This is a genomic window from Erwinia papayae (assembly GCF_058241465.1).
In genome coordinates this window covers 919,605-932,203 of record NZ_JBZCHT010000009.1, presented here as the reverse complement: position 1 = coordinate 932,203, position 12,599 = coordinate 919,605, and the positions used below count along the sequence as shown (strand labels likewise).

Below are 12,599 nucleotides of genomic sequence, written 5' to 3'. Positions count from 1 at the left end.
ATCCTTCGCCCGCCATGATGAAGGTTACAACATATGCGTCTGGAAGTTTATTGCCAGGATCGACTGGGTCTGACCCGCGAACTGCTTGATTTATTGGTTGAACGACGCATTGATTTGCGTGGTATCGAAATAGCCTCCATTGGTCGCATTTACCTCAATTTTTCCTCCGTTGATTTTGAACTGTTGAGCCGGTTAATGGCGGAGATCCGGCGTATACCCAGCGTGACAGATGTTCGTACGGTGTCATTTTTGCCATCAGAACGGGAGCACCGGGCGCTGAGCGCGTTACTGGTGGCGTTACCGGAACCGGTATTCTCCATTGATCTGAAAAGCAGGATCGAGCTGGCTAATCCGGCAGCCCAGACGCTGTTTTCACTCAATGAAGAAAAAATACGCAGTTGCAGCGCCGGAACGCTGATCGCCGGTTTTGATTTCCAGCGCTGGGTGGAGAGCGATCATCTCAACGCGCAGACGCATCATGTGGTGATTCAGGGCCGCGATTTCCTGATGGAAATCACCCCTGTTTTTGATTCAGGCAGCGATCAGCCTGCGGGCAACCCGGCTGGCGCGGTGGTGATGCTGAAATCCACGGTCAGAATGGGGCAGCAGTTGCAAAACCTGGCGGTAAACGATGACAGTGAATTTCAGCATATCGTGGCGGTGACGCCGAGAATGCGGCAGGTAATCGAACAGGCGCGTAAACTGGCGATGCTGGATGCGCCGCTGCTGATCGTGGGGGATACGGGAACCGGTAAAGACATGCTGGCACGGGCCTGCCATCTGCGCAGCGCGCGCGGTAAAAAGCCATTCCTGGCGCTGAACTGCGCTTCTCTGCCCGATGACGTGGCGGAGAGTGAGCTGTACGGTCATGCTGCCGGTGCCTATCCTAATGCCCTGGAAGGCAAAAAAGGCTTTTTTGAGCAGGCCAGCGGTGGGTCGGTGCTGTTGGATGAAATTGGTGAAATGTCGCCACGTATGCAGACCAAGCTGTTGCGTTTTCTCAACGACGGCACCTTCCGGCGGGTAGGGGAAGAACATGAAGTTTATGTCGATGTCAGGGTTATCTGTGCGACGCAGAAAAACCTGACCGAACTGGTACAACGCGGCGAGTTTCGGGAAGATCTGTTTTACCGACTCAACGTGTTAACGCTCAATCTGCCGCCATTACGCGACAGGCCGCAGGACATTCTGCCCCTGACTTCACTGTTCGTTGCCCGTTTTGCTGATGAGCAGGGGCTGGTCCGCCCCCGATTGTCACCCCAACTCAATGCGTTTCTCAGCCGCTACAGCTGGCCCGGCAACGTGCGTCAGTTAAAGAATGTGCTTTACCGCGCACTGACTCAGCTGGAAGGCAATGAACTACGGCCACAGGATATTGCGCTGCCGGAGCTGGCCGCTGCCCTGCCGCTCGACGAAGAAGTGCTGGAAGGCTCGCTGGATGACATTACCAGCCGTTTTGAACGCTCCATTCTTACACGTCTTTATCTCTCCTATCCCAGTACCCGCAAACTGGCGAAGCGTCTGGGCGTCTCGCATACGGCCATCGCCAATAAGCTGCGGGAATATGGTCTGAGCCAGAAGAAAACCGATGCCGGGGAAAATCCCTGACTAACCCGCCTCGCTGGAGCGCGCGTGCGCTTCTGGCACAACGGCGTGATTCCTGCGCGGTGCAGCGCCAGGTTCAGTCGGAACGGAAAACGTTGACAGGCAGGCGGTTAGCAGGGGGAAGTGAACAGGCCCGACCCGGACGGGCCTCTGTTGAACGGCGCGTCAGGGTTCTTTTACCATTGAGACAATAAGTGTCTCTCATCAAAAATCCCACTGTATGATATAAGCCCAGGGTGTTTACCATTGACATGGTATTTCGGTATATCAGAAGGTTAATTAAATAAGCTTTTAATTAACCGGACTTCAGCCACCCTGCAAGTCTGTGGCTTGCAGGGTGGAAGTATTACCGGACGGTGTCGCGACTATTTCAGCGCTGCCAGAGCAGCGTCATAGTCTGGTTCGGTGGTGATCTCTTTTACCAGCTGGCTGTGCAGCACGTTGTCATGTTCATCCAGAACCACAACGGCACGCGCCGTCAGTCCTTTCAGCGGGCCATCATCAATTGCCACGCCGTAGTCCTGCTTAAAATCGTCGCCGCGTAGCGTGGAGAGGGTGATTACGCTGCTCAGGCCGTCCAAGCCGCAAAACCGCGACTGCGCGAAAGGCAAATCAGAGGAAATACAGAGCACCACGGTATTGTTCAGTTCGCTGGCAAGCTGATTAAATTTACGCACAGAAGCGGCGCAAACGCGCGTATCAATACTTGGAAAAATGTTCAGTATTTTACGTTTGCCCGCGTAACCGGAAAGGGAAACATCCGAAAGGTCTTTGGCTACTAGGGTAAAGGGTTTGGCAAGCTCGCCCACACCCGGAAACAGCCCTGCAACGGCAACCGGGTTGCCCTGAAAATGAACTTTCTGTGACATAACTTTTCCTTATTGAAAGATGACAGACGTAGCTTTGAGTGTATGCCATGCGGCGTGACTGAGACAGTAAAACCTCGCTTTATGCCTCAGCCTGTAAAATATCTGCCATCATGACTATTGTTTTGGATGGGCTTTTTTTGCCGGAAGGACAAATCAATGAGAGCAGTGAAGGCATACCCGGAAACCTGGCCATTGCAAAAACCTTTTGTGATTGCCAGGGGCAGTCGCAATGAAGCCGCAGTTGTGGTGGTGGAGCTGGAGGAAAATGGCGTCAGAGGGGTGGGCGAATGCACGCCCTATGTACGTTATGGTGAAACGGAGGCGTCGGTACTGGCACAAATTGCCACGCTGATTGACGCACTCGAACAGGGAATGACGCGAGAGCAGTTACAAAATGCGCTGCCCGCCGGGGCGGCACGCAATGCTATCGATTCTGCCCTGTGGGATCTTGAGGCGCGCAGGCAGTGTAGCGATCTCTGGCAGCTCACCGGAACGGTGCAACCGGCAGTGATTAAAATGGTGCAGACCATCAGCATTGATACGCCGGAAAGTATGGCGGTGACCGCACTGGCGCTCTGGCAGAACGGTGCGCGACTGCTGAAAATTAAGCTGGATAATACGCTGATTACCGAGCGGCTGGTCGCCATCCGCGCGGCCGTTCCCGAAGCAACCCTGATTGTGGATGCTAATGAGTCCTGGCACAGTGAAGGGCTGGCAGCGCGTTGCCAGTTGCTGGCGGATCTGGGGATCGCCATGCTTGAGCAGCCACTGCCCGCATCGGCTGATGCCGCACTGGAAAATTTTATTCACCCGCTGCCGATCTGCGCCGATGAGAGTTGCCACACGCGGGAAAGTCTGCCGGGTTTGCAGGGGCGCTATGAAATGATCAATATCAAACTGGATAAAACCGGTGGCCTGACCGAAGCGCTGGCCCTGACTGCGGCGGCTAAAGCCAGGGGGTTGGTGGTGATGCTGGGCTGTATGCTGTGCACCTCAAGAGCGATTGGCGCAGCGTTGCCACTGGTAAATGTGGCGCGCTACAGCGATCTTGACGGTCCCACCTGGCTGGCAGTGGACGTGGAACCGGCGCTGGCTTTCAGCTGCGGCAGACTGCGTCTTTCAGCCCGGCCAGCGGAGTAATTCCACCAGGGAGTACAGATACTTCTCACTGGCAAGATCGGCAGAGACGGCCGGCAGTTCGGCGGTAATAACCGGCAGTTGCTGCTCTGCACACCAACTGCCGAACGAGCCGGGTGTGGCGTAACCTACCGTTGTAACCAGTGGCAAATCCATGCTGTTTGCCAGCCAGTTCCCCAACTTACTGCTCTGAGGATCTTCAATACAGGCCAGTGGTTCATGAAATGTCACCACCCACGCCGGGCGCAGACGTTGAATTAAATCGCACAATGCCTGGGTTTCGGGTTCGGATCCAGCCCGTTCCCCGGTTGACAGGAGCACATCCCGCTGGTCGGCCATGCTGTTCCAGCGGTATACCGTCTGGTCAGGCTGCCAGTCGACCGTAGAAAAATTACGGTTCAAATCCACGCCACGAGAGTTGGCGCGCAGTCCCAGCTGACAGCCATCAGGGTTGACAGCCAGCACCACATGATGGCGGCGCTGCGTCTCCTGCAAGGTGCGCATGGCACAGGAAAGGGCAATCACCGAGGCGGTTTCATCACCGTGTGTACCGGCGAGGATCAGCCCGCTCTCTTTATCTGCCAGCGGCGCGGGAAACCAGAGCAAAGGGGCTCCCATTACACTCCGGCCATAGATCTGGCCTGATGCGGTCAGTTTGCCGCGCTGTGGGCGGGGATTTATCAGGGACATGGATTCAGGCTCCGCAACAATTTTGTCCAGGCTAACCTGAAACCGCAGCGAAGAAAAGCGTTTCGGAATCGACAGATTGTGTGAATGGCTTCAGCGTGGTCAGCCGGTGGGCTGCACACCCTGCCAGCAAATCACTGGCAGGGTGGAGATCGTCATCAGTTAATCGGTGACTCAGACTGTTGAAAGGAAGCTCAGGCGCTGATGATTTGCTTCAGCTCATCTTTTGCCGCGTCGGTCGCTTTAGTTGCCACTTCCGGCCCGTAAGCGATGCCTTCAGCAAAAACGAATTTGATATCTGACATACCGAGGAAGCCGAGGAACAGCTTCAGGTATGGGGTCAGCAGATCGCTCGGCGTATCTTTATGGATGCCGCCACGGCTGGAGATAACCACGACTTTTTTCCCGGTGACCAGACCTTCAGGGCCATTCTCACTGTAACGGAAAGTCACGCCAGCGCGGGCGACCAGGTCGAAGTAGTTTTTCAACTGGGTCGGGATATTGAAGTTGTACATCGGCGCGGCAAAAACAATGGTGTCATGCGCTTTCAGTTCGGCAATCAGGGTGTTGGACAGATCCAGAGCTTCCTGCTGGCGCGGTGTCAGTGTTGCATCGGAAGGGCGTAACGCTCCCACCAGTTCGCCATCCAGAACGGGCAGCGGATCGGCCGCCAGGTCACGCACGGTGATTTCATCGTCAGGGTGGGTGGCTTTCCACTCGGTAATAAAATGATCGGCCAGCTGGCCTGACTGAGAATAACCGGCAAGAATACTGGATTTCAGGACTAATACTTTGCTCATAATAAATTCCTGTTAGTTAGCGGAGGTCTTCTGGCCCAATGTTTTACACTCCAGGAGAAATACACTGTTAGTGGTAGTGCAATATTCCTGGGTATTGAGTAACAGTGATAGTGCAATATTCTGAAGCCAGCATTCAAATTTACTGAACAATCCTACAAGGCAGCGCTCCAGGCTAAGTGTTTGTCTGTGCTACACTGCGTGAAATTTTTTCCAGCTGTTCCCTGTTGAACTGGCCAGTGAGCCTGCGATTAGCGAGTTTTCTTTATATGTCTGAAACACCCCATTTGCCTTTGGCGGCGCTGTTTAAGCGTCTTGATGTGCTGATGCTGCGCGACCGCCAGCGTCTGCTGAAACGTCTGCATGGTGCGAAAAAAGTGAAAAACCCGCAGGCACAGCAGACGATTGTCGCTGAGCTGAGCCTTGAGATTGATGCGGCGGAGCTGCGCATCCAACAACGCCGGGCTGCCACACCGGTGATTCGTTACCCTGAAAATCTGCCGGTCAGCCAGAAGAAACAGGAGATAGCAGATGCCATCCGTCAGCATCAGGTGGTGATTGTGGCGGGGGAAACCGGCTCCGGAAAGACCACCCAGTTACCGAAAATCTGTATGGAGCTGGGCAGGGGCGTCAGCGGACTGATTGGCCATACCCAGCCACGGCGGCTGGCTGCCAGAACCGTTGCCGACCGGATTGCTGACGAGCTGGAAACCACGCCCGGCGGCTGCATTGGTTACAAGGTGCGCTTTAACGATCGGGTCAGTGACACCACCCAGGTCAAACTGATGACCGATGGCATTCTGCTGGCCGAAATTCAGCAGGATCGCCTGCTGATGCAGTACGACACCATCATCATCGATGAAGCGCATGAGCGCAGTCTGAATATCGATTTCCTGCTGGGGTATCTGCGTGAACTGCTGCCACGACGTCGCGATTTGAAAGTCATCATTACCTCCGCCACCATCGATCCACAGCGTTTTTCCCGCCATTTCCACAATGCCCCAGTAATTGAGGTGTCGGGCAGGACCTTTCCGGTTGAAGTGCGATATCGTCCGGTAGTTGAAGAGGCCGATGACAGCGATCGCGATCAGCTTCAGGCTGTTTTTGATGCCGTTGATGAACTGGGCAGGGAAAGTCGGGGGGATATCCTGATCTTTATGAGTGGTGAGCGTGAAATTCGTGACACCGCTGATGCTCTGAACCGCCGCGAACTCCCCCATACGGAGATTCTGCCGCTTTATGCCAGGCTGTCAAACGCCGAGCAGAACAGGGTATTTCAGGCCCATGCCGGACGTCGTATTGTGCTGGCAACCAACGTGGCGGAAACCTCGCTGACCGTGCCAGGCATTAAATATGTTATCGATCCGGGAACGGCGCGTATCAGCCGCTACAGTTTCCGTACTAAAGTACAGCGGCTGCCGATTGAGGCCATCTCCCAGGCGTCGGCGAATCAACGTAAGGGACGTTGCGGTCGTGTCTCAGAAGGGATTTGCATCCGCCTCTATTCAGAAGAGGATTTTCTCAGCCGTCCGGCCTTTACCGATCCGGAGATTTTGCGTACCAACCTTGCTTCGGTCATTCTGCAAATGACCGCGCTGGGGTTGGGCGATATCAGTGCTTTTCCCTTTGTGGAAGCGCCGGATAAACGCAATATCCAGGATGGGGTTCGTCTGCTGGAAGAACTTGGCGCGATAACTTACCGCGATGAGCAATACCGGCTGACGCCTTCCGGACGGACGCTGGCACAACTGCCGGTCGATCCCCGCCTGGCGAAGATGGTGCTGGCCGCACAGCACTATGCCTGCACCCGCGAGGTGATGATCATTGCCGCGGCGCTTTCCATTCAGGACCCGCGTGAACGTCCGGCAGACAGACAGCAGGCATCGGATGAGAAGCACCGGCGCTTTGCTGATAAAGAGTCTGATTTCCTGTCGTTTGTAAAACTGTGGGATTATCTTCAGGAACAGCAACAGGCACTCTCATCCGGTCAGTTTCGTCTTTTGTGTAAAACGGATTACCTCAACTACCTGCGCGTGCGCGAATGGCAGTACATCTACACCCAACTTCGTCAGGTGGTACGCGAGCAGGGAATGCCGCTAAACAGCGAACCGGCTGACTTTCGCGGTCTGCACACCGCGCTGCTGACCGGACTGCTGTCGCATATTGGCCAGAAAGATGCGGAAAAGCAGGAGTTTACCGGAGCGCGCAACGCAAGATTTGCCATTTTCCCCGGCTCGGCGCTGTTTAAGAAACCGCCGAAGTGGACCATGGTGGCTGAACTGGTGGAAACCAGCCGTTTGTGGGGGCGGATTGCCGCGCGCATCGATCCGGAGTGGATCGAACCGGTGGCACAGCATCTGATCAAGCGCAGTTACAGCGAACCGCACTGGGAAAAAGCGCAGGGCGCGGTGATGGCCAGCGAAAAGGTAACCTTATACGGGCTGCCGATCGTCCCGGCGCGCAGGGTCAATTACAGTCAGATTGATCCTCTACTTTGCCGTGAGCTGTTTATTCGCCATGCGCTGGTCGAGGGCGACTGGCAGACCCGACACGCTTTCTTCCGCGCCAATCTGAAACTGCGCGAAGAGGTGGAAGAGCTGGAGCACAAATCCCGCCGTCGCGACATCATGGTCGATGATGAAACGCTGTTCAGTTTTTACGACCAGCGGATCCCACATGAGGTGATATCGGCGCGACATTTCGACAGCTGGTGGAAGAACGCCAGTCGCGAACAGCCGGAACGTCTGAACTTTGCCAAAGAGATGCTGATTAAAGACGGTGCGGACAGCGTCAGCAAACTCGATTATCCAAACGTCTGGCAACAGGGAAATCTGAAACTGCCGCTGACCTATCAGTTCGAGCCAGGGGCCGATGCCGATGGCGTGACCGTTCACATTCCGTTGCCGCTTCTGAATCAGGTTGAGGAAAACGGTTTTGAATGGCAGATCCCGGGACTCAGACGTGAGCTGGTTATTGCATTGATCAAATCGTTACCCAAACCAGTGCGACGTAATTTTGTTCCCGCGCCCAATTACGCAGAAGCGTTTCTTGGCCGGGCCACTCCTTTTGAGTTGCCCCTGCTGGAGTCACTGGAGCGTGAATTCCGCCGTATGAGCGGCGTGACCATTGAGCGTGAAAGCTGGCAGTGGGATCAGGTGCCCGATCATCTGAAAATGACTTTCCGCGTGGTCGATGAACACAATCGTAAGCTGAATGAGGGGCGCGACCTGACAGCGCTCAGGTCGCAGCTGAAGGATAAGGTCCAGCAAACGCTGTCGCAGGTGGCTGATGATGGCCTTGAGCAGAACGGTCTGCATATCTGGAGCTTTGGCGATCTGCCCGATCATTACGAGCAAAAACGTGGCAATTATCGGGTTAAAGCCTGGCCTGCGCTGGTTGATGAAAAAGACAGTGTGGCAATCTGCCTGTTTGATTCTCAGCATGAGCAACAAAAAGCGATGTGGCAGGGCCAGCGCAGACTGCTGCTGCTGAATATCCCTTCTCCGGTTAAATATCTGCATGAAAAGCTACCCAACAAGGCCAAACTGGGCCTCTATTTCAACCCTTATGGCAAAGTCATGGAGCTGATTGACGACTGCATCGCCTGTGGTATTGACAAGCTGATGGCTGAGTATGGTGGTCCGAGCTGGCAGGAACAGGGTTTCAACAAACTGCATGACAAGGTGCGCGCAGAACTGAATGACACCGTGGTGGATATTGCGAAGAAGGTTGAGCAGATCCTCACTACCGTGTTCAACATTAATAAGCGCCTGAAGGGCCGTGTGGATATGAGTATGGCGCTGGCGTTGTCCGACATTAAAGAACAGCTCGGTGGGCTGGTGTACCGCGGATTTGTCACCGGCAACGGCTGGAAACGCCTGCCCGATACTTTACGCTATTTGCAGGCTATCGAGCGCAGGCTGGAGAAGCTTCCGGTCGATCCACACAGCGATCGCGCCAGAATGCTGAAGGTTGAAAAACTGCAACAGGACTGGCACAGCTGGTTTAATAAACTGCCGGAGACGCGCAGGAATGATGCAGACGTACAGGACGTCCGCTGGATGATTGAGGAACTGCGGGTCAGCTATTTTGCGCAACAGCTGGGCACGCCGTACCCGGTATCGGAAAAGCGCATCCAGCAGGCCATGGATGAGATCGTCCCTTAGCCTTGTGCCGGGAAACCGCTTAATCCGTACCCAGTCGCGTGCTTTACTGGCCTTGTTCAGATGACAGGGCCTGTAAGTTATCGCGAAACGCGGTGACAGCAATGGCCCGGTTATCTGCCAGATAACGATCTTTTGCCCCCGGAGCGGAACTTTGCACGGCAATCAGCTGCCAGGCGTTATCCACCTTCATCAGCAACGGCGAACCACTGTCACCGGGCAGGGTATCACACTGATGTGACAGCACGCCTTTCTGTGCCCAGCCGGTAACCAGACAGTCACTGTGAGAATAGAGCGTATCAAGATGGTCCAGTGGATAGCCTGCCTGCGTCACTTTTCTTGCGGCATTCTTCAGCGCCAGAGTCAGATCGCTGCGGCTGCCGGTGAACAGTGGCAAAGGAACGATTCCCGATGGGGGGTTATGTAAAATAATCAGGCCGTAATCATAGGGAGCCGCAGAGGAGGGCACAATCCAGCCATCACCATCTGCCTTTAATTTTTTGCCCAGTTCCGGGTCAACCCGGCTTTCAATATCATGAATTTCATAGCGCCAGCCGCCCCGTCCGTTAGAAATAAAACGCAGTGCGACAGCTTTGTCGAGCTTGCCCGGCGGGGCAAACAGGCAATGTCCCGCCGTTAATGCCAGGTGGGCGGAAATTAAGGTGGCGGTACATAAATTGCCGCTGGTCGTCTCAAGCTGACCGATTGCTTCCCAGGGCTGGGTGCTGGTTGCGGTAACGGGTTTACGATCGTCCTTACCAAAAAAAAGGGTTTTAACTTCGGCCGGATCCGGGCCTTCATCATCAGCAGCACGGGTCTGAACTGAAAGGGCAAAACAGCAGATTAAAAAGAAAGCAGTCAGGCGCATGTCACTCTCGGAGCGGAGAAATAATCAGAAAATCCAGGAACCAGCAGTGGCGATAACTATAGTAGTTAAGCGGGAAAAAAGGGAGCTTAATTTGGAATATCAGCAGCTCAGGCGATTACAGATAGAAACTGAACGCCACAACGCCACAAATGATCATCAAACCCAGGATAATTTCGAATAAATAGCGACGCACCATCATCCGATACTCCAGAAAGAAACACCCGGACGAACCGGGTGTTTGTATTGTCATTCTGAGTGGGAGCGGCGCTCCCGCTTCATCAATTATGCTTTAGGTGCAGCGGCTTTTTTAGTTACTTTTTTGTGGTGTTTTTTAGCAGCCTGAGCTTTCTGTGCAGCGTCTTTTTTAGCTACTTTTTTGTGGTGTTTTTTAGCAGCCTGAGCTTTCTGAGCTGCATCTTTTTTAGCTACTTTTTTGTGGTGAACTTTTTTAGCAGCCTGAGCTTTCTGTGCTGCGTCTTTCTTAGCGACTTTTTTGTGGTGTACTTTTTTAGCAGCCTGAGCTTTCTGGGCTGCGTCTTTCTTAGCTACTTTTTTATGATGCTTTTTAGCGGCCTGAGCTTTCTGGGCTGCTGCTTTTTTGGCAACTTTTTTGTGATGCTTTTTAGCAGTGTCAGCTTTTGCTGGCGCGGTGGTCGTTGCTGATGCGGCAGGTGCAGCAGCAGAAGGAGCAGCAGTGGTATCAGCAGCAAAAGCAACTGAAGACAGACCCATAGCAGCGGCTACAACCAGAGCAAATAATTTTTTCATTGCAAAACCCTCAAAGTTTATTTCACGTGTCAGCCCACTGCGGGGCCGGTGAAAAGACTATATGAAAAGCAGACAACGGTTTCCGTGAGTGATTGGTATCGGTATGTAACGGATTGTACAAACAGGCAGGAAAACAGAAAGAGAGGGGGGATTGCGGCCTGAGCATCATCCTTGCTGCATCAGGCCGCTGCGCTGTAAATCAGCTGTTATGCAGGTAACGATTTTCCAGATGCTGCCTGAACCAGGCTGGATTAAGATCTTCCCCGGTAGCATTTTCAATCAGTTGCCGGGTAGTGAAACGGCTGCCGTGCTGCCAGATATTTTGCTCAAGCCACGCAAATACCGGCTGCAAATTACCTTCCTGTAACAGCGTAGTCAGATCGGGCAGGGCTTTATTAACCCCTCTGAACAGCTGAGCTGCATACATTGCGCCCAGGGTGTAGGTCGGGAAGTAGCCAAAGGCACCATCTGTCCAGTGGATGTCCTGCATACAGCCATCACGATAGTTACCACTTGTGTCGATACCCAACAACGACTGCATTTTTTCCTGCCACAGTGCCGGGATATCATCGACCTCTGTTTCACCGGCAATCAGGGCTTTTTCGATCTCATAACGCAAAATGACATGGGCAGGGTAGCTGACTTCATCAGCATCAACACGAATAAGGCCCGGCCTGACCCGCTGATTGAGCGCAATGAAATTGTTTTTCTCCAGCGCTGATTGTTCGCCAAACAGTTGTCGGACTTGTGGCAAAAGCAGAGCAAGAAATTCCGGACTGCGTCCCAGCTGTTTTTCAAAGAACAGACTTTGTGACTCATGAACAGCCGTCGATCGGGCAAGGCCAACCGGCTGTCCGGCCCACTGCTTCGGCAGATTCTGTTCGTAACGGGCATGACCGGTTTCGTGGATAACGCCCATCATGGCACTGATAAATTCGTTTTCATTGTAACGGGTGGTGATACGCACATCTTCCGGCACGCCGCCACAGAACGGGTGCGCGCTGACATCCAGACGGCCGCTGTTAAAGTCGAAATCCAGCAGCTTCATGATTGCCAGACCCAGCTGTTTCTGCGACTCCAGCGCAAAGGGGCCAACGGGTACCTCAACTTTTTCCTGTGCCTGCTTGTCAACAATGCGCTGTAAGAGCGAAGGCAACCACTCTCTGATTTCTCCAAAAGTCTGATCGAGCCGTGCGCTGGTCATGCCTGGCTCATAAAGATCCAGCAGGGCATCGTAGCGGGAGCAGCCCGCAGCCTGAGAACGGATCTCTGCCTCCTCCCGGCTGAGTCTGACCACTTCTTTCAGATTGGCAGAAAAACCCTGCCAGTCATTTGCCGGTCTCTGCTGCCGCCAGGCGTGTTCGCAGCGTGAACCCGCGACGGATTTAGCCTCTACCAGTGAGGCCGGTAGCAGGGATGCCTGCTGCCAGCTGCGTTGCATTTCAGCCAGATTGGCACGTTCAACATCGTTCAGCTGTTGCTGAGCGGCTTCTTCCAGCCACTTGCCAACCTGTTTGTCAGTGAGAATCTCATGTTTTAATACGCTGAGTTCAGCCAGCGCCGCTCCGCGTGCGCTGCTGCCGCCGGGGGGCATCATCGTCATCATATCCCAGCCGGTAATGGCAGCGAGATGACTGAAGCGTGAGAGGCGGGTAAAAACCCGGGTCAGATTAGTGTAAGCAGATGACATGAATATCCTTAATGT

At 54.0% G+C, this 12,599-nt stretch carries 10 protein-coding genes; 3 read left to right on the top strand and 7 right to left on the bottom strand.

The features are described from left to right. The first annotated feature begins 33 nt into the window (after window positions 1-33). The gene (gene tyrR / locus AC3RPL_RS09085; RefSeq protein ID WP_490739743.1) at window positions 34-1,608 is read left to right on the top strand and encodes a transcriptional regulator TyrR; all 1,575 of its coding nucleotides are present in this window, start codon (window positions 34-36) and stop codon (window positions 1,606-1,608) included. A 362-nt stretch (window positions 1,609-1,970) separates the two neighbouring features. Here the strand turns inward: tyrR and tpx are convergent, their stop codons facing one another. Further along, window positions 1,971-2,474 (bottom strand): thiol peroxidase, encoded by a 504-nt coding sequence (gene tpx, locus AC3RPL_RS09080; RefSeq protein ID WP_490739742.1) that lies wholly within the window; start codon window positions 2,472-2,474, stop codon window positions 1,971-1,973. 156 nt (window positions 2,475-2,630) lie between these two features. Between tpx and ycjG the strand changes: the two genes are divergently transcribed. After that, a complete protein-coding gene (ycjG, locus tag AC3RPL_RS09075) occupies window positions 2,631-3,614 on the top strand; it encodes an L-Ala-D/L-Glu epimerase (RefSeq protein ID WP_490739741.1) in 984 nt (327 codons plus the stop codon). Here the strand turns inward: ycjG and mpaA are convergent. Together mpaA and AC3RPL_RS09065 are read right to left on the bottom strand one after the other, a co-directional pair. Beyond that, window positions 3,594-4,301 carry a murein tripeptide amidase MpaA gene (mpaA, locus tag AC3RPL_RS09070; RefSeq protein ID WP_490739740.1) on the bottom strand — a complete coding sequence of 236 codons (708 nt, stop codon included), beginning with the start codon at window positions 4,299-4,301 and terminating at the stop codon, window positions 3,594-3,596. The genes ycjG and mpaA overlap by 21 nt on opposite strands. Window positions 4,302-4,492: 191 nt before the next feature. Beyond that, complete coding sequence (locus tag AC3RPL_RS09065; protein ID WP_490739739.1) at window positions 4,493-5,098, bottom strand: FMN-dependent NADH-azoreductase; 606 nt, start codon at window positions 5,096-5,098, stop codon at window positions 4,493-4,495. A 266-nt stretch (window positions 5,099-5,364) separates the two neighbouring features. On the opposite strand from AC3RPL_RS09065, the gene hrpA reads away from it, so the two are divergent. Next, window positions 5,365-9,261 carry an ATP-dependent RNA helicase HrpA gene (gene hrpA, locus AC3RPL_RS09060; protein WP_490739738.1) on the top strand — a complete coding sequence of 1,299 codons (3,897 nt, stop codon included), beginning with the start codon at window positions 5,365-5,367 and terminating at the stop codon, window positions 9,259-9,261. A 43-nt stretch (window positions 9,262-9,304) separates the two neighbouring features. On the opposite strand, the gene AC3RPL_RS09055 is transcribed toward hrpA, so the two are convergent. The 4 genes from AC3RPL_RS09055 to AC3RPL_RS09040 form a co-directional block, all read right to left on the bottom strand. Further along, window positions 9,305-10,126, bottom strand: coding sequence for a trypsin-like serine peptidase (locus AC3RPL_RS09055; protein ID WP_490739737.1), 822 nt, complete (start codon window positions 10,124-10,126; stop codon window positions 9,305-9,307). 115 nt (window positions 10,127-10,241) lie between these two features. Further along, entirely contained in the window at window positions 10,242-10,322 is an 81-nt protein-coding gene (gene ydgU, locus AC3RPL_RS09050; RefSeq protein ID WP_490740660.1) for a small membrane protein YdgU, read from the bottom strand. A gap of 86 nt (window positions 10,323-10,408) precedes the next feature. Beyond that, the gene (asr, locus tag AC3RPL_RS09045) at window positions 10,409-10,894 is read right to left on the bottom strand and encodes an acid resistance repetitive basic protein Asr (protein WP_490739736.1); all 486 of its coding nucleotides are present in this window, start codon (window positions 10,892-10,894) and stop codon (window positions 10,409-10,411) included. A gap of 199 nt (window positions 10,895-11,093) precedes the next feature. Then, the gene (locus AC3RPL_RS09040) at window positions 11,094-12,584 is read right to left on the bottom strand and encodes a carboxypeptidase M32 (RefSeq protein WP_490739735.1); all 1,491 of its coding nucleotides are present in this window, start codon (window positions 12,582-12,584) and stop codon (window positions 11,094-11,096) included. Between the last annotated feature and the right edge of the window lie 15 nt (window positions 12,585-12,599).